This window comes from Acuticoccus sp. (assembly GCF_965213555.1).
GTDB lineage: Bacteria > Pseudomonadota > Alphaproteobacteria > Rhizobiales > Amorphaceae > Acuticoccus.
The window spans coordinates 2646314-2670454 of sequence record NZ_OZ243890.1 but is presented as its reverse complement, the minus strand read 5'-3'; the positions used below and the strand labels follow the sequence as shown (position 1 = coordinate 2670454).

19 protein-coding genes and 1 tRNA gene are annotated in these 24141 nt (G+C 71.5%); 11 read left to right on the top strand and 9 right to left on the bottom strand.

The features are described 5' to 3' along the window. The first annotated feature begins 7 nt into the window (after window positions 1-7). Complete coding sequence (gene hydA / locus ACOOE8_RS12590; protein ID WP_420391797.1) at window positions 8-1429, top strand: dihydropyrimidinase; 1422 nt, start codon at window positions 8-10, stop codon at window positions 1427-1429. 140 nt (window positions 1430-1569) lie between these two features. Continuing rightward, a complete protein-coding gene (locus ACOOE8_RS12585; RefSeq protein ID WP_420391796.1) occupies window positions 1570-2967 on the top strand; it encodes a hypothetical protein in 1398 nt (465 codons plus the stop codon). Window positions 2968-3074: 107 nt separating this feature from the next. Here ACOOE8_RS12585 and ACOOE8_RS12580 read toward each other — a convergent pair whose 3' ends face one another. The 7 genes from ACOOE8_RS12580 to ACOOE8_RS12550 form a co-directional block, all read right to left on the bottom strand. Beyond that, entirely contained in the window at window positions 3075-7334 is a 4260-nt protein-coding gene (locus ACOOE8_RS12580) for a hypothetical protein (RefSeq protein ID WP_420391795.1), read from the bottom strand. Window positions 7335-7586: 252 nt separating this feature from the next. Continuing rightward, complete coding sequence (locus tag ACOOE8_RS12575) at window positions 7587-8723, bottom strand: hypothetical protein (RefSeq protein WP_420391794.1); 1137 nt, start codon at window positions 8721-8723, stop codon at window positions 7587-7589. A gap of 86 nt (window positions 8724-8809) precedes the next feature. Next, window positions 8810-9331 carry a class I SAM-dependent methyltransferase gene (locus ACOOE8_RS12570; RefSeq protein WP_420391793.1) on the bottom strand — a complete coding sequence of 174 codons (522 nt, stop codon included), beginning with the start codon at window positions 9329-9331 and terminating at the stop codon, window positions 8810-8812. A gap of 11 nt (window positions 9332-9342) precedes the next feature. Beyond that, the gene (locus ACOOE8_RS12565) at window positions 9343-9735 is read right to left on the bottom strand and encodes a PH domain-containing protein (RefSeq protein ID WP_420391792.1); all 393 of its coding nucleotides are present in this window, start codon (window positions 9733-9735) and stop codon (window positions 9343-9345) included. 165 nt (window positions 9736-9900) lie between these two features. Beyond that, entirely contained in the window at window positions 9901-10284 is a 384-nt protein-coding gene (locus tag ACOOE8_RS12560; RefSeq protein ID WP_420391791.1) for a PH domain-containing protein, read from the bottom strand. 382 nt (window positions 10285-10666) lie between these two features. Continuing rightward, a complete protein-coding gene (locus tag ACOOE8_RS12555; RefSeq protein WP_420391790.1) occupies window positions 10667-10930 on the bottom strand; it encodes an usg protein in 264 nt (87 codons plus the stop codon). Window positions 10931-11046: 116 nt separating this feature from the next. Beyond that, complete coding sequence (locus ACOOE8_RS12550; protein ID WP_420391789.1) at window positions 11047-12030, bottom strand: YihY/virulence factor BrkB family protein; 984 nt, start codon at window positions 12028-12030, stop codon at window positions 11047-11049. Between the two features lie 203 nt (window positions 12031-12233). Here ACOOE8_RS12550 and ACOOE8_RS12545 point away from each other — a divergent pair, with 203 nt between their 5' ends. The 8 genes from ACOOE8_RS12545 to ACOOE8_RS12510 all read left to right on the top strand — a co-directional run bounded on the left by ACOOE8_RS12545 (window position 12234) and on the right by ACOOE8_RS12510 (window position 22055). Continuing rightward, window positions 12234-13457, top strand: coding sequence for an inositol-3-phosphate synthase (locus ACOOE8_RS12545; protein WP_420391788.1), 1224 nt, complete (start codon window positions 12234-12236; stop codon window positions 13455-13457). Window positions 13458-13459: 2 nt separating this feature from the next. After that, on the top strand, window positions 13460-14410 hold the full coding sequence (locus ACOOE8_RS12540; RefSeq protein ID WP_420391787.1) for a hypothetical protein: 951 nt from the start codon (window positions 13460-13462) through the stop codon (window positions 14408-14410). After that, window positions 14407-15531, top strand: a complete 1125-nt coding sequence (locus ACOOE8_RS12535; RefSeq protein WP_420391786.1) for a class I SAM-dependent methyltransferase — start codon at window positions 14407-14409, stop codon at window positions 15529-15531. The genes ACOOE8_RS12540 and ACOOE8_RS12535 overlap by 4 nt, the downstream gene beginning before the upstream one ends. Next, window positions 15525-16526, top strand: a complete 1002-nt coding sequence (locus tag ACOOE8_RS12530; RefSeq protein WP_420391785.1) for a Gfo/Idh/MocA family protein — start codon at window positions 15525-15527, stop codon at window positions 16524-16526. The genes ACOOE8_RS12535 and ACOOE8_RS12530 overlap by 7 nt, the downstream gene beginning before the upstream one ends. Then, window positions 16517-17374 carry a hypothetical protein gene (locus ACOOE8_RS12525; RefSeq protein ID WP_420391784.1) on the top strand — a complete coding sequence of 286 codons (858 nt, stop codon included), beginning with the start codon at window positions 16517-16519 and terminating at the stop codon, window positions 17372-17374. Before ACOOE8_RS12530 ends, ACOOE8_RS12525 begins: the two co-directional genes overlap by 10 nt. A gap of 111 nt (window positions 17375-17485) precedes the next feature. Beyond that, the gene (locus tag ACOOE8_RS12520; RefSeq protein WP_420391783.1) at window positions 17486-18334 is read left to right on the top strand and encodes a sugar phosphate isomerase/epimerase family protein; all 849 of its coding nucleotides are present in this window, start codon (window positions 17486-17488) and stop codon (window positions 18332-18334) included. Between the two features lie 131 nt (window positions 18335-18465). Further along, entirely contained in the window at window positions 18466-19722 is a 1257-nt protein-coding gene (locus tag ACOOE8_RS12515; RefSeq protein ID WP_420391782.1) for a glycosyltransferase family 4 protein, read from the top strand. Then, complete coding sequence (locus tag ACOOE8_RS12510) at window positions 19719-22055, top strand: YcaO-like family protein (protein ID WP_420391781.1); 2337 nt, start codon at window positions 19719-19721, stop codon at window positions 22053-22055. The genes ACOOE8_RS12515 and ACOOE8_RS12510 overlap by 4 nt, the downstream gene beginning before the upstream one ends. A 3-nt stretch (window positions 22056-22058) precedes the next feature. Here ACOOE8_RS12510 and cobU read toward each other — a convergent pair whose 3' ends face one another. Further along, window positions 22059-22601, bottom strand: a complete 543-nt coding sequence (cobU, locus tag ACOOE8_RS12505) for a bifunctional adenosylcobinamide kinase/adenosylcobinamide-phosphate guanylyltransferase (protein WP_420391780.1) — start codon at window positions 22599-22601, stop codon at window positions 22059-22061. A 52-nt stretch (window positions 22602-22653) separates the two neighbouring features. On the opposite strand from cobU, the gene ACOOE8_RS12500 reads away from it, so the two are divergent. Continuing rightward, window positions 22654-22728 (top strand) — tRNA-Asn (locus ACOOE8_RS12500). A 120-nt stretch (window positions 22729-22848) separates the two neighbouring features. On the opposite strand, the gene ACOOE8_RS12495 is transcribed toward ACOOE8_RS12500, so the two are convergent. Continuing rightward, window positions 22849-24111 carry an ABC transporter substrate-binding protein gene (locus ACOOE8_RS12495; protein WP_420391779.1) on the bottom strand — a complete coding sequence of 421 codons (1263 nt, stop codon included), beginning with the start codon at window positions 24109-24111 and terminating at the stop codon, window positions 22849-22851. Window positions 24112-24141 lie beyond the last annotated feature (30 nt).

Genomic DNA, 24141 nt, shown 5'->3' with positions numbered 1-24141 from the left:
AGACGCCATGGGTCCCTTCGACATCGTCATCGCCAACGGCACCGTCGCGACCGCCGCGGACGTGTTCGCCGCCGACATCGGCATCAGGGACGGCGTCGTCGCAGCGCTCGGACGCGGCCTCACCGGCGCCGAGGTGATCGACGCCACGGACAGGCTGGTTCTGCCCGGCGGGATCGACAGCCACGTCCACATCGACCAGCCGTCCGGCGAGGGCATCACGATGGCCGACACGTTCGAGACGGGGACGCGCTCGGCGCTCCTCGGCGGCAACACGATGGTGCTCCCGTTCTGCCTGCAGGAGCGCGGCCGCACCTTGCGCGAGGCGCTCAGCGAGTACCACGCCAAAGCGGAGGGGAACCTCTACACCGACGTCTCCTTCCACCTCATCATCAGCGACCCCACCGAGGCGGTGCTCGGCCAGGAGCTGCCCGCCGCGGTCGCCGACGGCTACACCTCCTTCAAGGTGTTCATGACCTACGAGGCGCTGAGGCTGAACGACGCGCAGATCCTCGCCACGATGGACACGGCGCGGCGCACCGGCGCCCTCGTGATGGTGCACTGCGAGAACGAGGACGCGATCCGCTACCTCATCGACCGGCACGCGGCGGACGGGCGGCTGGAGCCTGCCTCCCACGCCACGACGCGACCGACGGCGGTGGAGCGCGAGGCGACGCACCGGGCGATCACGCTGGCCGAGGTCGTGGACGTGCCCATCGTCATCGTCCACGTCTCCAACGGCGCCGCCGTGGAGGAGATCGAGCGGGCGCGCCGGCGGGGGATGAACGTGACCGCCGAGACGTGCCCGCAGTACATCCGTCTCACCGCCAAGGACCTGGCGGGCATGGACTGGGAGGGTGCCAAGTTCGTGTGCTCGCCGCCGCCGCGGGACGAGGCGGAGTGGGAGAACATCTGGCGCGGCATCGAGGCCGGGGTGTTCGACCTGTTCTCCTCGGACCACTGTCCGTTCCGCTACGACGACGAGCGCGGCAAGCTGAACCCCGCCGGCCGCAGCGACTTCCGCCACATCCCGAACGGCATCCCGGGCGTGGAGACGCGGCTGCCGATCCTGTTCTCTGAAGGTGTCGCGAAGGGTCGCATCGACGTGGCCCGCTTCGTGGCGCTGACGTCGACCAACCACGCCAAGACGTACGGGCTCTACCCGAGGAAGGGCACCATCGCCGTGGGGTCGGACGCGGACATCGCGATCTGGGACCCGGCGGCGCGCACCACGGTCCGGCACGCGGACCTGCACGACGGGGCGGACTACTCGCCCTACGAGGGGCTCGAGGTGACCGGGTTGCCTCGGACGGTGCTCCTGCGCGGCAAGGTGATGGTGCGCGACGGGGCGCTGGTGGGGACGAGGGGGGACGGCGCTTACCTGCCGCGCGGCCCGTCCGCCAAGGTGCGTCGCACCGCCCGATCGCCCTAGCTCCGGCGACCTCCCGGGACGGTGCGCCGCTCCGGGCAGGCGCGGAGTGCGCCGCGGGCGTGCACTTGTGCCGCGCGGCAGGGCGGTTCATTCAGGGCTCAGCATTCGCGTGAAAGACCGTTGGTCGTCAGGAGGCACGCATGAAGCACATCGTGTCGGCCGCGTTGGTCGCGGCCCTCGCCACGTCGGCCGCCCCCGCGGCACTCGCCCAGACCTTTTCGTCCGCCCTGCCCCTCACCGCTGCCGAACGGCGCGCCATGGAGGCACGGCTGTCCACCATCCTCGACTTCGGCCGCACGAACGAGGTGCATCGCTTCGACCTCCCGGAGGGTGGCCAGGTCGCGGTGCGCACCTACCGCCCCATCCGCCGCAGCGGCGGGCAGCCGTGCCGGGGCTACCGCATCGACGTCGACTCGGCGGCCGGCCGCTCGGCGGTGGACGGGTTCCGCTGCCGTAGCGAGGACGGGCGCGCGTGGCTCATCGTCGAGCCGGAGATCCTCATCACGTCGGGGTCCCCGCCCCGCGACCTTCGTCAGGGAGCGGAGGGACAGCAGGCGGCCTCTGGGCCGCTCGCGGGGCCCGGGGAGCGCGACGCGCGCACCTTCGCCGAGCGGCTGCGCGAGCAGGGGTTCGATCCACGCGATCCCGGCGATGCGGGGGCCACGCCGCCGGCCGGCGAGCCGTTCGACGTCGCACGCTACGCCCGCGAGGAGCGGCTCGCCGGCCGCTCGCCCTACGGCGAGGATGCTGCCGTCGATGCCGGACCGCCGCCCGTCCCGTCACCCCGTCCCGACGCCCCTGATGTGGGCTTCCCGGCGGGTGAGGGCAGCGAGGGCGCCGATGTCGCCGCGGGACAGGCCCCTGCGACCGAGGGCGCTGCCGCGCCGGAGGCCGCGCCGTCCCCGACCGGCGCGGAGGCGCGGCGGCCGGTGGACCGTGCAGCGACCGCTCGCACCGTCGAGGCTCGCGGAACCGAGGCCAGCGATCAGCGCGACCTGGACCGGGGTCCGCCCTCGCAGGCGGCCACGACCTCGTATGCCTCCCGCGACGACCGGGCGGAGCGTGCCCGTGCGGTGGAGCTCGAGGCCTCCGCCCCGCGTCCGACGGGGCCCGAGCCGACCGCCGCTGTCGACGACGACGCGGCGCGGCAAGTTGCCACCGGCGTGGGCCGAGCGCAGCCGGACGAGGCTCAGCCGGCTCAGCCGGCGCCGGAGGGCGCGCGCGACCTCGAGGTCGCCGCGGTCGATGCCGCACGCATCATCGACCCGCGGGAAACGGCACAGGCCTCCGATCGCGACGCGCAGGAGGACGATGCGCGCATCGTCGCGGCGCTGCGCGCGCTCGACTACCTGGAGCCGTCCGACGAGGCGGAGGGGGCGGTGCTTCAGGCGGCCATCGACGACTTCGCCATAGACGAGCGCTTTGCGCTGCCGCTGCCGCCGGACCGGCTCATCGGCCGACTTAACGCGGCGCTGGAGCGGTCGGGCGCGTTGCCGGTCTGCACCGATGGCACCGACGCCATGTGCATCGCGCCCTAAGACCAGGAGCGCATGCGACCGCGTTCCGCTGCCGAGGTTGGAGCCTTGGGTGCGCGGCGCGGGGCCGAAGGCGACGAGGGGTCGCCCCGGTCCCGCGGACGCTCGCGTCAGAAGATGAAGTCCGACGCCGTGAGGTCGGTGTTCTGCTGGACGAGCACGAGCTCGCCGTCGCCCACGCCGTTGGCGTCGCTGTCGAGCTCGACCACCGTGTTCGCGCCGTCGAAGCGGTAGCGCACCTCAGCGCCGCCTCCGGTGAACGGGCCGGTGCCGGCGAACGCGAACCTCGCGACGTCCAACAGGTCGATGAGGTCCACGCCCTGAAGGAAGTCGAGGACGATGTCGGCCGCCGCACCGATGCCGACCTCGCCCGCCGCATCGAGGTCGAACACGTCCGCACCGGTGCCGCCGAACAGGACGTCGGCACCGGCGCCGCCGGTCAGCGTGTCGTCGCCAGCGGCTCCGCTCAGCGTGTCGTCGCCCGCCAACCCCATGAGCGAGCCGCCGAGGTTGCCGTTGCCGGTGATGTCGTTGGCGGCGTCGTTGCCGGTCAGCGCGTGCGCCCCCGTGCCGACGTAGGCGAGCCCCTCGACCTGTTTCGACAGCGTGTAGGAGGAGAGCGACGTGAGCACCATGTCCAAGGTGCCGCCGCCGGCGAACTCGACGACCAGGTCGTCCGCGTCATCGACGACGTAGAGGTCGTCGCCGAGGCCGCCGCGCAGCGTGTCTGCCCCCGCCTCCCCAGCCAGGACGTCGTCGCCGGCATCGCCGATGAGAACATCGTTGCCGTCACCGCCGAACATCACGTCGTCGCCGGTGCCGCCACTCATCGTGTCGGCCCCAGCGCCGCCGTCGAGGAAATCGATGCCCGCTGCCCCGAACAGCTCGTCGCCGCCCTGACCGCCGAAGAGTTGGTCGTCCTCGGTCCCGCCGATCAGCGAGTCCGCACCGTCGCCGCCATTGAGCGTATCGGCGCCGAAAGCCCCGAAGAGCGTGTCGTTGCCAGTGCCCCCCTTCAACGCGTCCTCACCGGCCTGTCCGGACAGTCGGTCGTTGCCGGCCCCGCCCTCGATGGTATCGCCCTCCGCGCCGCCGAGTGCGATGTCGTCACCCTGGCCACCGACGATGGAGTCGGCACCGCCGTTGCCCTCGAGGACGTCGTTGCCACCGTTGCCGTCGAGCGTGTCGTCGCCGTCGCTGCCCAGCAGCCGGTTCGCACCGGCGTTGCCTGACAGGAGGTTGGCCAACGCGTTGCCGGTGAGGATGAGGTCGGCTGCGGCCGTCGCGTCGGTTGCCGACGCGTTCTCGATGTCGAGGAGACCGGACAGGTCGACGTCGATGCCGTCGGTGAGGATCGTGTCGACGCCTCCGCCGGCGATGGACAGGCCAGCGTCGGCCTCAAGCACCACGTCGCCTACGTCGTCGACCCTGTAGGTGTCGTCGCCCTCGCCGCCGATGAGGGTGTCGGCGCCAACGCCACCGATCAGCGTGTCGGCGAACGCGGTCCCGAGCAGCAGGTCGTTGCCGGCGCCGCCGTCCGCCGTGCCGCCCTGGCTCAGCACGCCGCCGTCGACCTCGTTGTCGAGCCCGTTGCCGGTGAGGTCGTAGGTCCCAGTGCCGAAGTAGATCATCGCCTCGACGTTGCCGGCGAGCGCGTAGGCCGACAGGCTGGTGACGACGATGTCGAAGCCGCCGTTGACGCGTTCGGCCACCACGTCGCCGGCGTCGTCGACGAAGTAGATGTCGTCGCCGGTGCCGCCGGACATGCGGTCGGCGCCCGTGTCGCCGTTCAGGGTGTCATTGCCGTCGCCGCCGAACAGGACGTCGTCGTCGATGCCGCCGGCGAGGTCGTCGTTGCCGGTCGCCCCCAGCACGGTGTCGGCGCCACTGCCGCCGATGAGCGTGTCGTCGCCGTCGTTCCCGTTCAGCGAGTCGGCGTTGGCACCGCCGACGAGGATGTCCGAGCCCCCCTGGCCACACAGCGTGTCGTTACCGTCGTTGCCGCGTAGCGAATCGTCGCCGTCGCCGCCGTGCAACACGTCGTCGCCGCCGTCGCCGACCATGCCGTCCGCGCCGCTTCCGCCGGCCATCACGTCGTTGCCGTCGCGGCCCTCCATGAGGTCGTCGCCGTCCCCGCCGCAGACGTAGTCATCGCCACCGCCGCCGGACACGGTGTCGTTCCCGGCACCGCCGTAGACGCTGTCGGCGCCGCCGAGGCCCTCGAGGAGGTCGTCGCCTGCCCTGCCGGAGATGACGTTGGTGCCGTCGTTGCCGACGAGCCGATTGGCCTCGGCGGTGCCTGCAAGGTTGACGGACGTGGTGCTGCGGACGTCGAGGACGAAGGCGTTCTCGATCGCGGCGTAGGCGTTGAGGTCGATGTCGATGGCCGCCGACGCGATGGTGTCCACGCCGCCAGCGATGCGCTCCAGGCCGCCATCGTCGACGACGTCGCCGGCGTCGTCGACGATGTAGAGGTCGTCGCCCTCTCCACCGATGAGGAGATCGGCACCAACCCCTCCGTCGAGGGTGTCGTTGCCGACGTTGCCGACGAGCGTGTCGTCGCCCGCCAGCCCTGCCATCACGCCGCGCGGTGCATCGGGTCCGGGGCGGATCTCGATGGTGTTGTCCCCGCCGTTGCCCACGAGGTCGTAGGGGATGATGTTGGTGTAGACGAAGTCCTCGACGTTGTCAGGCAGCGTCAGGCTCGGGACCGTGGTCTGCAGCGTGTCGCGGCCCTCGCCGGCGAGTTCGGTGACGACGTCGTTGAAGTCGTCCGTCAGGTAGAGGTCGTCGCCGGTCCCGCCGACCTGGGTGTCGACGCCGCCGGCGCCGTTCAGCGTGTCGTCGCCCGCGCCGCCCTCGAGCGTGTCGCTGCCGACGCCTCCGTCCAGGGAATCGTTGCCGTCGCCGCCCGACAGGCGGTCCTCCCCGTTGGAGCCGTCCAGGGTGTCCGCGCCCGCGCCGCCGAGGAGCGTGTCGTTGTCCGCGTTCCCGACGAGCAAGTCGTCGCCGTCGCCGCCGTCCATGAGGTCCGCCCCGAGGCCGCCCCTCATGGTGTCGTTGCCGCCGCCGCCGAACAGGCTGTCGTCGTCGCCCTGCCCGGCGATGAGGTCGTCGCCGGCCCCGCCGCGCACCGTATCCGCGCCGATCCCGGCATCCACCGCGTCGTTGCCCGCACCGGCGGCGACGTCGTCGGCGCCGCTACCCGCGTCGATGACGTCCGCGCCATCCCCGCTCGAGACGATGTCGTCGCCGTCGCCGGCGTTGATCGTGTCGTCGAAGCCTCCTCCGGAGATCGTATCGTTCTCACCGCCGGTCACGATGCGGTTGGACAGGTTGGTGCCCATGACGCGGTCCGGCCCGAAGGCGTCGGTGGCGTACGACAGGCCGAGCACGGCGTCGCTGACGAAGCTCTCTTCGATGGTGGTGGAGAAGATGTTGCCGCCCTGCGTCGCGATGCCGATGGTCACGCTCGCGATCGTGTTCGGCCCGATGAGGGAGTTGGTGACGTTGGAGAGGATGATCCCCACCGCCGCCGACAGGATGTCCGGCCCGACGATGTCGTTGGCGGTCACCTCGAGGTTGGTGTTCTGCGGTCCGGTGATGACGATGCCGTCCGCCTCGACGAAGAGCCCGGCTTCCGAGCGGATCGTGTTGCGCACGACCGACAGGTAGCTCGAGCCGACGACCCTGATCGCCGCGTCGTAGACGAGGGGGAGCGCATCGGTGTTGCCGTAGCCGGTGATCGTGTTGTCGGCGATGAGGCCCGACACGTCGAACGCCTGGATGCCGTAGCGCAGGACGTCGCTGTTGCCGCCGGCCTCGAGGGTGTTGCCGGTCACCGTGGCGCGGGTGTTGATGAGGAGCACCGCCGAGCGCGGCGTGCCTTCCAGCGTGCTTTGGGTGAGCGTGAAGTCGATGGGGAGCCCAACGCCCACCGCCGCGACTGCGGCGCCGCGCCAGGGGTAGTCCGCGCTGCCGACGTCGAAGCCGACCACCGAGGCGCCGTCGATGACGACGTCGTCCGCCGTGACCGCGATGCCGACGATGTCGACCTCGGTGCCCGGCGGGACCGTCCCGAGGCCCGCGCCGTCCACCGTGAGGCCGTTGATGGTCACGCCAGTGGCCGCGACGGCGAGGACGGCCACGGTCGCAAGGCTGCCGGCGGCGAAGGGCACGAGGTCGACGAGCGGCGGCGAGCGCAGCACCGCGCCGGGCTCGGCGTCGATGGTGAGGCCGGTTCGGGTCGGCGGGATGAGGACCTGCTCCTCATAGGTGCCCGCCGTGACGACGATGGTGTCGCCCGGCGCGGCAGCGTCCACCGCAGCCTGGATCGTCCCGAACGTCGTCGTCCCGATTGAGATCGCCATGCGCTTCCCTCGCCCCACCGACCGTGGTGGGTCGGCGGCATCCAACGATCCGTCGCGGGGAACCTGCCCAGCCGCCGACGACGACTGCCCCGCGACGCTTGGGAACGCGTTTGCCTATACCTTAGATAGAAGTCAAGCACGCATGAACGATCTTAAGGCGAGTGTGTCGCTACGACGAGCTCCTAGGATCGAAAGACGTGGAGGTGGCAGCGAGCTGGCACGACCTCGGGTCGTATGCGACCTTGCCGGCGACTAGCGCAACTCGCGCGACACCTGCACGACCGTGGGGGCGCGGACCGTGCGCACTGCCAACGCGGTGCCCTCGCCCATCGGCACGCGCACTCGGCTGTTGCGCGTCCCCGTATACACCGTTCCGTCGACGCGCAGGCGGAAGGTGCCGTCGGCGGTGACGTAGACGGCGCCGGGTTCGGTGGGGATGTCGACCCAGCCGTCGTCCGCCTGCACGGTGATGACGTCGTCAGCTCCGGCGCCGTTATTGGTAAGCAGGCGACCTGCGCCCTCGTCGCGATCGGCGTACCAAGCCGCGCCGCCCAACGCGACGATGACGAGGAGCGCGGCGGACGTGGTCGCAAGCAGGCTGCGTCCGAGGCTGCGCTTCTGGCGTGTCGGCGGCGGCACGTCGTAGTACGGCATCGCCGGCGCCGACGCCGACGGCTCGCGGCCGCGCATCGGGGCAACGGACAGGTCCGCCCGCGCCGGGCCGGTCCCCTCCAGTTCGCGGCGATCGGTGGGGACGATGGTGTCGGAAGCGGCCGCTGACGGGCGGGGCTCGCCGTGCGGCACGATGGCCTCGGCGCCGGCGCTCGCCGAGCCCACGCGCCGCTCCTGGGCCGGGCTCATCGCCTCGAGGCCGCCAATGGACGGCCCGCGCCGAACCTCCGCGGCGCTCGCCTCCGCCTCATCGGCCGGCGACGGCGATGGGGATGCGGCCGCAAGCCCAGGCTGGGGCTCAGTGGCGTCCTGCGCTTCGCCGGGCGTGCCTGGCGCGTCCTGGGCGTCCGCCTCGGACCACTCGGCCACGACCTCCGCGCTCAGTTCGTCCGGTTCGCGCCTGAGGTCGTGCCGCGGATCGGGCACCGGTCCGGCACCTCGCACGACCAGCTCCTGACCGAGCGCCGCGTCGAGCCGCGTGGCGATCTCGGCGGTGTCGACCTCGGATTCGGCAGGCGCCGCCGGGGATGGGCGGGACGGCTGCGCGGGCCCCCGAGCATCGCGACGCGCGGGATCGACCGTCGCCGGAGAGTCGGGCGCGAACGGAGCGCCGGGCGTGCCGGTCGGGAAGTCGATGCCGCAGACCGGACAGCGGTACGCACCCGAGACGACGGGCTCGCCGCACGCGCGGCATCGGAAGAAGGCCCTCGAGGCCAAACGCACCTCCTCAACTGCGAACGCCAGCGCATGCCACGCAGGTCGGTGACCGTCAAACGACACGCCCGCCCCCGGGTGCGACCGGATCAGCGCGGGCTTCGGTAGAGGTGGTAGTTGCCGAGCTCTGCGTCAGGGGTGCGCGGCAACACGGCGAACCCGGCGAGGTCGAGGGCGAGGCCGCTCGCCACGTACCCGCCCGGCGCCGTGCGTTCCGCGATCAGCGGTGCGAGCCAGTGCGCCTTGGCGCGGTCGGCGCTGGGGTCGCCAGAGCCAAGGTCGCAATGGATGAGCGCCGCCGGCTCCATGACACGGTCATCGCAGAAGGCCAGCGTCTCGCGGATCTCCCCGACGATCATGTGGTGCGCGTCGGGGATCGACGCGGGGTGCGCGGTGACCGCCCTGTCGAACACGAAGATCTCGCGGTCCGGCAGGATGAGCCGCAGGTGGTCGAAGGTGCGCCCGTTGCCGAGGCCGAGCTCCAGCACCGGGCCAAGGACGTCGAGCCGCGCGGCGACGTCCCCCAGTAAGGCGCGCTGGGCGCTCATGCGGGCGATGAAGACGTCGAGCCGGCTCGCCGCACGAGGCGCCCGCGTGGCACCGCTCCGCACCGGCGCAGCGCTCAGGTGCGCAGCGCGCTGCGCAGGCGCTCGGGGTCGGGCATGCCGCCCTGCAGCAGCTCCGGGTTGTCGCCGGCGGTGTAGATCTTGAGGATGCCGCAGTTGAAGATGCGGTCGACGAAGGTCTGGTCGACGCGCACCGTGCGGATCGACTCCAGCTCGATCTCGAGCCGCTCCTTGGAGAACACGCCACGGGTGAGGAGGACGCGCTCGTCGCCGACGGTGACCAGCGTGCAGCGCACCTGAATGTACCAGGCGACGAGCCAGACGATGCCGACGACGAACGGGACGAGGATGCAGGCGAGGATGAAGCGACCAGGCTCGTCGGCGAACATGCGCGGATGTTCCTGGTACCGCGGCTTGGGGATGGGGGCGTCGGCGTCGGCGTCTGTCATGGCTCTCCAAGGGGTTGTGCCGGTGTTCAATCAGCGCACAGCTCGCATCGTCGCACCTTGCGAACTGGTCCAAGCATCGTCGCAACTCGCGCGCTGGTGCGGAAGGTGAACGCGCGAGCCCGTCCGTGGGTCCCGTCCCTGTGGCGCGTGATCGGGACCAGCGGCTCAGGCGGTGCGGTCGCGGGCGGTGCGCAGGACGGTGCGCAGGCGGGTGGGGTCGGGCAGCCCACCCTGCTCGATGTCGGGCAGGTCGCCGGCGGTGTAGACCTTCAAGATCCCGCAGTTGAAGATGCGGTCCACGAACGTCTGATCCACGCGCACGGTGCGGATCATGCTCATCTCCACCTCGATGTTCTCCTTGGAGAACACGCCGCGACGCAGCGAGATGCGATCGTCGCCCACCGTGACGAGGGTGGAACGGTTGACGATGTACCAGGCGACGAGCCAGACGATGCCGATGACGAGGGGCACGAGGAGGCAGGCGAGGATGAAGCGCCCCGGTTCGTCGGCGAACATCGTGGGATGCGCTTGGTAGAGGGGGGTGTTCATCGGGCCATGACCTCGGGCTGCGTCCGCATGGGACAAATATAACTCTTCATCGCCCAAGGGCACAGCCTCCGCCGGGAAGCGTTCGACGTCCGGCACGGTCCGGCGGGACCCTAGCCCCCGTCGCGCCGCACCCATCGCCTTGGGACGGGCCTGCCGCGCCCAACTGCACCGCCCCCGGCGGACCACGTCGAGCGCGACCCAGCTCGATCGCCCATGGCAGGGACGGCGGCTTCTGACAGCGGCCGTTCCGCCGTAAGCGGCGCGGCGGTGCCGGCGCCAGGTCGGCAGACCCTGGACGCGCCGGTTCGCAAGCCACCCTGCCGTGGTTCAGCGACCGACCCCGAAGGCGCCCTTCGATGCAGCGCGCCCCGCGAACGGTCGATCAGTGCACGTGCTGGAACTGGACCGTGCGCCACGCGCCGGCGGCGAGCTTCCTGCGGTAGCTCACGTTGACCGAGTGCAGCTTGCCCTCGATCTCGCGGCGCCAGAAGCTGAGGAAGGACTCCAGCACCGGGAACTCCGGGGCGACGTCGTAGTCCTGCCAGACGTAGCTTTGCAGGATCGCCGGATGGTCCGGCAGCCTGTAGAGGATCTCCGCCGTCGTTAGGCTGTAGCCGGCCAACTCACGCTCGAACGCTGTCGCCATCGGGCTCTCCACCGTGTGATGGGAAAGTGTGCCATGCGGCGCGGCGAACGCAAGCCGGCGAAGGACCATCTGGCAAGCCATACAACAGCTTAGCTGGCAGCCGCCGCGCGCGACTGCTAACGGGGCGTCGGTTCCTCGAGGTCCTCCGGCAGCGTGTCGGCGACCATCGCGCCGCGGCTGCCCATGGGCTTGGCCGGCCCCACGGTCGTGTCGGTGACGAGCTGGCGCTCGACCTCGGCGTTCAGCTCGGCGCCTGCGAACAGGATCATCAGCGAGACGTAAAGCCACATCATGAAGCCGACGACCGCGCCGAGTGAGCCGTACGTGGCGTTGTAGTCCGCGAAGTTGGACAGGTAGTACGAGAACGCCGCAGACGCCGCGACCCACAGCACCGCCGTCACCGCTGCGCCCCAGACGATCCACCGCCAGCGCGGCGGCCGCCGCGAGCCGCCGTAGCGGAACAGGATCGCGATGCCGACCATGACGAGGAGGAGAAGCACCGGCCAGCGCAGCAGCGACAGCATCCAATGCGTCGCGTCCGACAGGCCGAGCCGGCCCAGCACGATGGGCACGACGACCACCGCCGCCAGGAGCAGAGCAGCGCCGATGATCGCGGCGAGCGTGAAGGCAAGCGAGGTGAGCGTCAGGCGCACGAAGCCGCGCTCCTCCACCTCGCCATAGACCTGGTTGAGCGCCGCGAACAGCGCCTTGACGCCGGCGTTGGCGCTCCACAGCGCGATGAGGAGGCCGACCACGAAGCCGACGCCGAGCGCGCCGGACGGCTGGGACGCGAGCCGGTTCAGCTCGGCGCCGACGAGGTCGATGGCGGCCGCCGGCAGGACGCCGGCCATCGCCGCCACGTGCCCTTCCACGGTGGCGACGTCGAACAAGAGGCCGTAGAGCGCGACGAACGCGGCGAGCGCCGGAAAGATCGCGAGCAGCAGGAAGAACGTGGCCCCCCCTGCGACGAGCGACAGGTTGTCCGTGGTGAACGATCGCAGCGTGCGCCTTAGGATCGCGAGCCAGGCCCGCGGTGGGATCTCGATCACGTCCTCGGCGTAGCGGCCGTCCGGACCCGCCCCGGAATGCGTCGACGACATCCGTCCTCCCCTCGTCCCCATTTCAACAGACGCGGGGGGGCCCGCCGCGGTTCCCCGCACGCGATCGGACCGGAAAGGTCCGAGACCCATAAGGTCGCAGCGGATGAACGATCGACACCGCCCCGGCATCCCCTGTCGCAGCGTCTGCCTGCAACAATCGAGAGCTGCGTCGACCCGAACGCGGCCACGCCGAGGACCTCAGCATGCTCGATCGATCGTCCCGCCGAGTGGGTCTCGCCATCGTCGGCCTCGGAGGTGGCGTCGCCACGACCGCGGTCGCCGGCCTCGAACTCATGAGGCAGGGTGAGATCGGGGCAGCCGGCCTGCCGCTGGCGGGACGGGACGTGATCGGGCTCGTCGACACGGCGCAGCTCGCCATCATGGGTTGGGACTTCGACGGCACCGACCTTGCGACGGCGCTTGCCGGCCACCGCGTCCTCAGCGAGCGCCAGATCGAGGCAGTGGCGCCGCGCCTTTCGCGCATCACGCCGCTGCCTGCGGTGTGCGACCCGCAGTTCTGCCGCAACGTCACCGGCGGCAACGTCATCCGCGGCAACTCCAAGCGCGCGGTGGCCGAGCAGGTCCGGCGCGACATCGAGGCGTTCCGCGCGGAGAACGCGCTTGGACGCGTCGTCGTCATCAACCTCGCGTCCACCGAGAGGATCGCCGAGCTCGACCATCCCGAGCTCGCCGACATCGACGCCTTCGAGGCCGCCATCGATGCCGACAGCCCGCGCATCAGCCCGGCCATGCTCTACGCCCACGCGGCGATCACCGCGGGCTGCCCCTACGGCAACTTCACCCCGTCGGCCGCGGCGGAGGTGCCGGCGCTCCTCGCCCTCGCAGAGCGCCACCGCGTGCCCGTCGCAGGGCGCGACGGCAAGACCGGGCAGACCTTCATGAAGACGGTGATCGCGCCGGCCCTGCGCGCCCGCTCGCTCACCGTGGACGGATGGTACTCGACGAACATCCTCGGCAACCGCGACGGGCTCGCCCTCCACGACCCGGACTCGCTCAAGTCCAAGCTCGGCACCAAGGGCGACGTGCTCGACTCGATGCTCGGCTACAAGGTCGAGAACCACATCGTCGACATCAAGTACTACCCGCCGCGCGGCGACGACAAGGAGGCGTGGGACAACATCGACGTGTCCGGCTTCCTCGGCCACAAGATGCAGATCAAGGTGAACTTCCTGTGCCGCGACTCGATCCTCGCGGCGCCCCTCGTCATCGATATCGCGCGTTGCCTCGACCTCGCCCACGAACGCGGCGAGGCGGGACCCGTCGAGGCGCTCGGCGTGTTCTTCAAGGCGCCGCTCACCCGCGACGGCGCGCCGGTCCACGCCTTCTTCGAGCAGGAGCGGGCGTTCGAGGCCTGGCTCGCCGGTGTCGCCGCGCCGGTGCTGCCTGTCCTGGAGACCGCGAACTGACGATGGCGCAGGAAGCTGCGGACGCCCCCGTCGCCGTGGGGTCGCAGGCGGATCATGGGGACGTCGATCCCGCGCTGGGACCCGTGTTCGCCGAACTCGTCGAGCTGAAGCGCGTGCGCTCGGCGCAGCTGCGGGGGCGCTCGCTGGCCGACACCGGCTTCCGGCGGGCCTGGTCGTCCCTCGTCGGCGGCGCGGACCTTGAGGACGTTGCGCTGACCGAGGTGGCGCTTGCCGCCGCGCAGGTCGCGCTGGGCCCGGTGGACGGAGCCGCTCTGGCCGAGGCGGGCGTCGCGCCCAGCGACCGGCGGACGATCTACCGCCGTGCCGCCGAGCGCACCATCGGGCCGTCGGTCGGTGGCCTCGCCGATCGCCTCGACGCGGTGGCGGACGGCCTCGCGGCACCCGGCGAGGTGCCGCGCTTCGTGGAGCTCCTGTGCGACCAGCCGCGTGCCGGAGCCGTCAGCGAAGGTGCCCCGCGGCTCGTCCTGACGCCGGAGGAGATGCACTCCGAGCACTGCTGGTCCGTCGCGGTGATCGCCGGCCTGGCGGAGGTGCGGCGTGGGCGCCTTGCCGGTGAGGCCGTGCTCCTCGGCCTCGCCCATCACCTGCCCAACGCCTACCTGCCGGACGGCGGCTTCGCGGCCGAGCGCATCCTCGACGACCACCTCGCGGCGATGTTCGAAAGGCTGACCGACCGCGCGCTCGCCGACCTGCCGGACGAGCTCGCCGGTCATGTCCGCTCGGTCCTCGCCCGCAGGGACGACGTCGACGACCCGGTGGGGCACGCGTTCAACGTTGCCGACGTCGTCGACCGCGTGCTACAGCAGCGCCATTATGCGAACCTTGCGGGCTTCTCGCTGTCGGATGCCATGGACGCGCGCGAGCTCGTCCATCCGGGGCCGCTCCAGGGGTTCCAGTACGGGGTCCTCCAGCGGCTCGGACTGACCTTTTGATCTCGATCGTCGATCCCGTCAGCCGTCGCCCGCTCGTCGCCGACACCGCACACAGCCTCACGGATGGGGTCTCGCGCTGGCCGGTGGCGGATGGCATCCCGTACCTGCGCACGGGACGCGAGGAGCTGAGGGCGGAGGCGCTCGCCGCGCTTGACGCCGGTGACGAGACCGCCGCGCTGACGCTGCTCCTCGCAGATCAGGACGACTTCGCTCCGCTGCCGCCACCCGACGACGCCACCATCCGCGAGGTCGTCGCCTCGCCGGATGCCACCTTCCGCGAGGCGATGGGGGCGCTCAACTTCGGTCCGGTGGCGGACTACTTCGCGCACCGCTGGTCGGCGCCGACGTTCCTATCGGGCGTCGCGCTCGCGGCGCTGTACGCCCCGTCCCATTCGCCGTTCGTGGAGGTGTGCTGCGGCACCGGACAGCTGTTGCGCGAGTTCGCTGCGCACGGCTTCCGAACGGCCGGCGTCGACCTCGTGTTCTCCAAGCTGTGGCTTGGCCGGCGCTACCTCAAGCTCGATCGCCTGGTGTGCGCCAACGCAGAGACGCTGCCCATCGAGGCTGCGACGAGCGCCACCGTGCTGGCGCACGACGCGCTCTACTTCCTGCCCGACGAGGACAAGGCCTTCGTCATCGCAGCCATGGAACGCACGGCGAGCGGCGGCGCGGTGCTCGCCGGGCACTGCCACGTGGCCGGACACGACCACGCCGGGTCGCGCGCCTACCCGATGACCGTGCAGGGCTGGTGCAGCCTCCTGCCCGGTGCGAGCCTCATCGACGACGCGTCGCTGACCGATTGGTTCGTCTCTATGGGCGCGGCCAGCGTGCCACCTTTCGAGGGCGACGCGGTCGTGGCCGCCGTCAGCCTTGCGTTCGGCTCGATGCTCGCGGAGCCGACGCCGGTCTGGGCGCCGCCCGGCCTCGTCCTTCGCGAGAACCCGCTTCTGGCGTCGGACGGCAACGGCGGGCTGCTGCCGCACTGGCCCTCGGAGGACTTCGCGCGCGAGTATGCGGACGCGCACTACCTGTCCGTGCCGGACGGCGCGGCGGAGGCAGCGATGCCCCTGCCCGTGCGCCACGCGCGGCGCACCCTCGTGCCGCTGCCGGACCTGTGGTGAGCGCGCCGCCGCCAGCCGTCGGCTGGGGCGTGGTCGGCTGCGGCTGGGTGGCACGGGACTACGCGATCCCGGCGATCCGCACGGTCGCCGAGCTCGTCGCCGTCTTCGACGCCGCGCCCGCCGTCGGGCACGGCCTTGGCGCGCGCCGCGCGGCGTCCCTCGACGACCTCCTTTCGGACGACGCCGTCGAGGCGGTCTACGTCGCGACCCCCAACGACGCCCATCGCCACGCGGTCGTCGCTGCCGCGGCGGCGGGCAAGGCCGTCCTGTGCGAGAAGCCCATGGCGACGACGCGCGAGGACGCCGCGGCGATGGTCGACGCCTCGCTCAGGGCCGAGGTGCCCTACGCCACCGCCTACGACCAGCGCTTCCACGCCGCGCACAGGGCGCTGCGCGACCTCGTGGTCGCGGGGGCGCTCGGCACCGTCACGCAGGCGACGATCCGCTACGCCTGCTGGCTGCCGCGGGACTGGGCTGCCGACAACTGGCGGGTCGACCCCAGGCGGGCCGGCGGCGGGGCGGTGCTCGACCTCGCACCCCACGGCATCGACCTCGTCGCTGCGCTCACCGGCGCCGACCCCGTCGCGGTGGACGTCATGCTGCAGCGCCGCGTCCACTCCTACGACGTCGACGACGGGGGCATCGTGTCCGCGCGCTACGCCGGGGACATCCTCGCCACGCTGTCGGTGGGCTACAACTGCCCTGACGCGCTGCCGCGGCGGCGTCTGGAGCTCGTCGGCACGCGCGCGTCCGCCGTCGCCCTCGACACCATGGGCCAGACCGCCGGCGGCACGCTGACCCTCCACGACGCGGACGGCGCCCGTCCCGTGCCGCTGCGGGACGACCGCTCGCCGTTCGAGGTGCAGATCGAGGCGTTCGGCGCCCACGTGCGCGGTGCGCCCTTCCCCGGCTCGCCGCGTCGCGACCTCGCGGCGTTCAACCTCCTTGCCGACGCCCTCGAGCGGGCCAACCGGGAGACCGCGGCGTGCCCCTGACGCACTATGCCTGCGCCAACTGTGGCCACTGGCAGATCTGGTTCGACCACCAGGATCCCATCGCCTGCCCCATCTGCACGGACACGCGCAACGCGCTGCCCGACGACGGTTGGGACTTCCGCACCGAGGACGACGCGCGGGCGATGTTCACCAACTCCTGGCGCGAGTTCGAGCCTGGGCTGTGGGGCTTCTCCGCCTCGCCGAAGTTCGGGCTGGGCGCCACGGGCTGGCTCCTGCAACGGGACGACGGCAACGTCGCCTTCGAGGCGTGCCCGTACTACCAGCCCGACGCGATCGCGAAGATCCGTGAACTCGGCGGCATCCGTGTCCTCGCAAGCTCCCACCCGCACGGTTACGGTGCGTTGTGGCAGCTCCAGCGCGAGTTCGACCCGATCTTGACGATCCACAAGGGCGACATCCCCTACTCCAAGGCGTTCAAGGTCAACTGGCCAGCCGACGACGTGCACGTGGTCGCCCCTGGCCTCACAATGCACCACGTGGGCGGCCATTATGAGGGGCACTCGGTGCTGTTCGACGAGGCCCATGAGGCGCTGTTCTGCGGCGACAGCCTGAAGATCGAGTTCGCCGAGGACGGCGCGACGCCGGTCGCGATCTCCTGCCACAAGGCGTACCACTACGAGATCCCGCTCACCCGCGGCGAGCTCGCCAAGTACGTCGAGGTCTTCTCAGCCCTGCCCTTCCGCACGGCGCTCACGCCGTTCGAGTACGCCCCCGGCGTCACCCGCGAGCTCGCGCGGGAGCTGTTCGAGCAGCAGATGGCGGGACGGCCCAACACCAAGCCGGTCGCGCTTTCAATTTTGGCGGAGTCGGCCGATAAGGCGGCGTGACGGGCATGTGGCCCGGTGCGGCGGTCGCCGAGCCGGAAGCGCGTGCCGGTCGCTCCACAGCCTCCGTCCCCGTCGGCGGTTGACCTGACGAAGAACCGAACGCCGAAGGACATGTTGCGCTTCGCCTACAACACGAACGGCTGCTCCAACCATCGGCTCGACGACGCGCTCGAGCTGATCGCCGAGGCCGGCTACCAGGGCGTCGCGCTGACGCTCGACCATCACCACCTCGACCCGTTCGCCGACGGCTACGAGGCGCACGCCGAGTCCCTTGCCAAGCGGCTCGGCGAGCTTGACCTCGCCCTCGTGGTGGAGACCGGCGCGCGCTATCTCATGGATCCACGGCACAAGCATGAGCCGACGCTGCTCCATCCCTCCGAGGAGGGCCGCGCCCGGCGCATCGACTTCCTGGCGAGGGCGGTGACGGTCGCGCGCATCTGCAAGGCGGAGGCGGTCTCCTTCTTCGCGGGGCGGCCCCAGCGCGGCGTCAGCCAGCAGAACGCCGGCGCCTGGCTTCTCGACGGGTTGGCGAAGGTCGCGAACCTCGGCGCCGGGGCGAACGTCGTGGTCGCCCTCGAGCCGGAGCCCGGCCACATGGTCGCGACGCTCGACGACTTTCAGCTGGTGCGCGACGCGCTGAAGCAGATGACCGACGCACCGCTCGCCCTCGCCCTCGACACCGGCCATTGCCTCGTCACGGGCGACCGCGAGCCGGCCTCGGCGGTGAAGGAGTTCGCGCCGGTCCTCGGCGCCGTCGCCATCGAGGACATGCGCCGCGGCGTCCACGAGCACCTGCCGTTCGGCGAGGGCGACATGGACGTGCCGGCGGTGCTCGCGGCGCTCGACGAGGTGGGCTACGAGGGGCTCGTCAGCGTCGAGCTGTCGCGCGAGTCCCACCGCGCGCACGAGATCATCCCTCGCTCCATGGACTACCTCCTCGAGAACCTGCCGAGCGACTGACCGCAGCGCGATCACAGCATCGAACCGGGCTTTCAGAAGGCAGGAGGCGGCGGCGTGCGGCGGTGGGTCGCGTGCCGCGAGACCGGTCGAACGCGTTCGGCCCTTGTGACACGACTGCCCCCTTCCCGCTGATGCGCGTCTGCTTCGTCTCTCGGCGCTACTTCCCTGCGATCTCGGGCATGTCGGTCTACGCGCACAACCTCATCACCCAGCTCGCCGCGATGGGCCACGACGTCGTCATGGTCAGCCAGTACCGCGAGGACGCCGCCGGCGTCGGCATCTACGGCGGAGGACCGCCGCCCACGGTGCCGGGCGTCGAGGTGCACGGGCTGCGTTCGGTCGGCGAGGAGCGTGCGTCGTGCAGCGCGCCGGCGGACTTCGAGCGCGACCTCGCGGAGCTGGTCGATGCCGTCTGTGCCGCGCACGAGCATGCGCCGTTCGACGTCGTCCACGCGCAGTACGCCTACCCGACGGGGCTCGCGGCGATGGAGGCCTCCCGACGCCTCGGCGTGCCCAACGTGGTGTCGATCCAGGGCGGCGACGGGCATTGGGTCGGCTCGTGCTGCGCCACGCACAAGGCTGCGATGGAGGCGGTGCTCGGTGGAGCCATGCGGCTCCTCATCGGCTCCCGCTCCTTCGCGAGGGAGGTGCATGACAACCACGGCACGCCGCTGGACAGGTTCACCATCGTGCCCGGCGCGGTGGACACCTCCCGCTTCACTCCCTCCGGCGAACCGGGCGCGCTTGGGGCGCCGCCGCGGCTGCTCTTCCACGGCCGCGTCGACCGTCGCAAGGGCGCGCTCGACTTCCTCGACGCTGCCGCGGCGATCCGTGCCGAGCGGCCGGTGCAGGTCGTCGTGTCCGGCATCGGTCCCGACCTTGAGGCCGCACGCGAGCGCGCGGAAGCGCTGGCGCTCCCCGTGAAATTTACCGGCTACGCTCCCTACGACGCGGCGCCAGCGGTCTACTGGCTCGGCGACGTGTTCGTGTCGCCGACCCATGCCGAGGGGTTCTCCAACACCATCCTCGAGGCGATGGCCTCGGGCCTTCCCGTCGTCTCGTGCCACGCCGTGGGCGTCGTCGACTGCCTACGCGACGGCGAGAACGGCCTGTTGGTCCCGGTCGCCGACCACGCCGCGCTGGTGGGCGCGCTGCGACGCATCCTGGACGACGAGGCGCTGCGCCGGCGCATCGCCGCGACCGCGCTCGGGGAGGCGCGGACGGTCTACGCCTGGCCCGCGGTGGCACGGCAGATCGCGGGCGTCTACGAGGACGTCGCGCGCGAGCCCGTCACGGACGGATGGTCCGCGCACTACGACCCCTCTGCCCGCACGCTCGCCGATGCTGACCTCTCCTGCCGCTTCCGCAGCGCGCCGCACCTGTTGTGACCGCGCTCTTCGTCTCCCCGCACCTCGACGACGCGGTGTTCTCCGCCGGCGCGACCATCGCGCGGCTGGTCCGCGAGGGCGTCGCCGTGACGGTGGCGACGGTGTTCACGCGCTCCGTGCCGCACCCGACGGGCTTTGCGCTCGCCTGCCAGCTCGACAAGGGAGTTTCCCCCGACGTCGACTACATGGCGCTGCGGCGTGAGGAGGATCGGGCGGCCTGTGAGCGGCTCGGTGCGACGCCGGTGTGGCTCGACCTGCCCGAGGCGCCGCATCGGGGCTACGAGAACGCGGCGGCGCTGTTCGGTCCGCGGCGGGACGACGATCCGGTCGAAACGGTGATCGCCGCGCTGGCGCCCGTCGTGGCGGACGCGGCGCGCGTGTTCGTGCCGCAGGGGATCGGCGGCCACGTCGACCACCTCATGGTGCGCGACGCGGTGGCTGCGCTCAACGTCCGCGACCGGGTGCTCGCCTGGGTCGATCAGCCCTATGCCCACAGGAAGGGCAACGCGCCGCCGGGCACGCACGAGGTCTCCGCGGACGACTTGGCGAGGAAGCTCGACGCGGCTGCGGCCTACGCGACGCAGCTCGGCTTCCAGTTCGGTGGCGAGGCGGCGATGCGCGCGACCCTCCTTGCCGCCGCGCGCCATCGTGAGGGCCACGTGTCCATCGGCTCACGAGCCGAGCGCCGAACAGCCGCCGCTCCATGCACCAGGGCGGACGACGAGCTGGAGACCGTGCGCCTGATGGAGGCCTTCGTCGTGCCCGACACCGCACCCCCTGCGACGCTGAAGGAACGCCGTGCCAGCGCGGGCGCTGCGAGGGCTCGCGCCATGGGACCCTCTGCCGAGGAGCTCGCCCGCGCCATCGCGGCGTACGAGGCGGCGCTCCCCGACGGGGAGCACTTCGCCCTCGACATCTCGGCGCTCGACACGCTCGCCATGCCGGTACGGCTCGACGCCTTCATGAGCCCAGCGATCGGCATCGTGCACGGCTTCGGCTATGGCGCCACCGCGGAGGAGGCGCGGGTCGGGGCGCTCGGCGAGCTGGCGGAGGAGGTCTTCCTCACCCGCGCGCTCGTCGCGGACGCCGGCGAGGAGGGGAGCTTCGCGCAGATGGTCGCGCGCCACGGGTCGGAGGGCGTGCTCGACCCGCTCACCCTGTGCCTTCCTGCCGGCAGCCCCTACGCGGCGGACATGACGCTGCGCTGGGTGAAGGTCCACCGCTGGCCCTACGGCGCACCGGACGGGCCGGACGCCTGGGTTCCGCGCGAGTTCGTGGCCATCACGGAGGGCGGTCACCGCGCCGGTGCGCCGCACGCGCCCGAGCCGCTCGTCGTGCCCATCACCAACGGCCTCGGGGCGGGGCTGTCCCCCGAGCAGGCGCTCTCCCATGGGCTCCTGGAGCTCCTCCAGCGCGACGGCAACACGGTGCGCTTCCGCGCCATGGACCACGGCGTCGTCATCGACCTCGACGGCGTCGACGACCCCGGCATCCGCTCGCTCGTGGTGCGGCTCGGCGAGCACGGGATCAGGCCCGTCGCCAAGCTCGCGGCCACCGACTTTGGCCTCACCAACCTCTACGTGGTCGACGGTGGCGAGGACGAGCCGGCCTTCCCGTTGCAGGCGACGGCCTGCGGTGAGGCCTCGCACCCCAGCGCCGGGCGTGCGCTGCGCAAGGCGCTCCTGGAGTTCGCGGCCGCACGCTGCCGCAAGGCGCTGATGCACGGGCCGCTGGAGCCCATCCGCGCCCTCGCGCCGGACGGCTACATGGAGAGGACGCTCGCCTCCCTCGACATCGCTGGGGAGGAGCATCGCGCCCTGGACGAGATGCTGGCCTGGGTCGACCGCTCCGCCGCCGAGCTGAGGGAGATGCTGAGGGAGACGGTGTTCGCCGAGCGGCGGCGCGTCGCCTTCGCCGACCTGCCGAGCGTCCCCGACGAGGTGGTTCGCGACCCCGCCGACCGCCTCGCCGAGCTCACCAGTCGGCTCACCGAGGCCGGCATGCCGATCTACTACTACGACGCGACGCCGCCGGGCAGCGGTGTCCACGTCGTGAAGGCCATCGTCCCTGGGCTAGAGTGCGAGACGATGAGCTACCACCGCATCGGCGCGCGCGGCGTCGCGCGGCTGATGGAGGACGACACCGGCCTCGCAGGGCTCGGAGCGCCGCCCGACGGCGCGAAGCCGGTGCGCCTCACCGATGCTGCGCAGGAGGCGCTGGGCGGGCCTGCCTGGCTCGACGTCGCCGGGATCGACGCGCGGGTCGGCGCGCTCTACCCGCTCTACCGCGAGCCGACGAGCCACGCGGTGCAGCTCGCCCGCGGCGCCCGCTGATCCTCAAAGGACGATCGAGGGGGCCGGCGCGGGCTTCACCACCAGGGGGCAGCCGGCGACCATCTTGACGACGGTGGTCGCCGCGACCGCCATGCGCTGGTTGAGCACGCCTTGCCGGTCGCGAAAGTCGCGTCCGAGAGGTGTCGCCGGGACGATCCCCTCGCCCACCTCGTTCGCCACCGCGATGACGGGGCCGCGACGGGCAGCGATGGCGGCGAGCAGCCGTTCGGTGTGGGCGGCGACGTCCTCGTCGCCGAGCACGAGGTGGGTGAGCCACAGGGTCAGGCAGTCCACGAGGACGACGCCGGTGCCGAGCGCCGGAGCGAGGTCGACCGTCACCTCATGGGTGCGCCACGCGGCGGGCCGGCGGGCGCGGTGCTCGGCGATGCGCCGCTCCATCTCGCGGTCGCGCGGCGGGCCGGCGGTCGCGACGTAGGTGACGGGCCGCCCGTCGCCCGCCGCGAGCGCCTCGGCGAAGCGCGACTTGCCGGACCGCGCCCCGCCGAGGACGAGGACGAACTGGGGCTGTCCCCTCGATGGCTCCAAGGTTGCGTGCCTCCCCGGCCGTTGATATATCGGCGGGACGCGAGGGCGTCATTCCCCGGTAGCTCAGCGGTAGAGCAACCGGCTGTTAACCGGTTGGTCGCTGGTTCGAATCCGGCCCGGGGAGCCACCCTGCCCATCCCGATCCTTCAGGCAGCGGTAGAAGTCGGTTTGCGGAGGCGCGCCTTCGCAGTCCCCGAGGCCGATCGCGCGGTCCGGCGAGCGCTGAGCCGCCGGACGGTGCCATCGGTCAGGAGCCGGTCGGAAGGAGCTCCTGCACCTCCTCGTCCATCTCGGCCTGCAGCTCCTCCATGTCGGTGTAGTCGCCGGTGACGACGCCCTCGATGTAGTCCTCGATCACCTGGGTGATCGCGAGGCCGTTGTCGCCGGGGTAGGCCTGCCACTCGCGCAGCAGCGGAAGCTGGCGCACCGCCGTCGCCTTGGTCGGGTTCTCGTCGTAGAAGCTCGCCAGGATGATCTCGTTGGCGGCCTGGTTGGGCGGCATGTAGCCCGTGGTGCGGGCGACCTCCGCCGCGCCCTCGCCCGAGGTGATGAACTTCAGCCACTGCCACGCGGCCTCGCGCACCTTGGGATCGTCCGAGGTGGTGGTGAGCATCGCCGCGTTGCCGCCGGCCGGCAGGCCCTGGGGTCCATCCGCGGTCAGGCCCGGGAACTCGTCGGTGACGAGGGTGAAGCCCTCCATCGCGCGCTCCACCGCGCCGACGGCGGACGTGGACCAGAACATCATGCCGATGTCGCCGGCCGAGAAGGACGCCAACGCGTCCTGCCACTCGAGGTTCTGCATCTCGCAGCCGTCGAACAGCATGTCCATGGTCCGAAGCGCGGTGAGGCCCTCGGGGCTGTCGATGGTGAAGTCGCTCCCCTCCATCAGCGCCTTGCCCTGGCTCCACATCAGCGCCTGGACGAACCAGTTGCCGGTGATGTTCCAGCCCCAGAACATCGGGTTGTCGACGCCCGCCTCGCGCAGCTTGCCGCACGCCGCGACCACCTCGTCCCAGGTCGTGGGCAGGGTGTCGGCGGTGAAGCCGCCCTTCTCCATGACCGCCATGTTGTAGTAGCCGACGGGGAGCGAGACGGAGAACGGCAGGCCGTAGACCTCGCCCTCGAAGGTGCCGAGCTCCAGCATCGCCTCGTGGTAGCCGTCCCTGGAGAAGTCCGCCTCCTCGGCGATGAACGGCTCCAGCGACTGGGCGATCCCCTTCTCCACCAGGATCGCCTGACGGTTGAGGCCCTGCATGGTGACGTCGGGCAGCTCCCCCGCCACGGCCTCGCGCAGGATGGTGTTGGTGCCGTCCTCGTAGTCCTCGTAGGTGGCGCGCATCACCACCTCGACGTTCGGGTGCGCCTCCTTGAACATCGGCAGCACCTTCTCGTAGGTCACGTCGAAGAGGTGGCTGTAGGGGTAGGCGAACTCGATGGTCACCGTCTCGTCCTGCGCGCTCGCCGCGGTCGTCGCGAGGACGAGCGCCAGCGCGGTCATGGTCAGTCGCATGGGGTTCTCCGGTGTTGGGGCCCTGGGGAG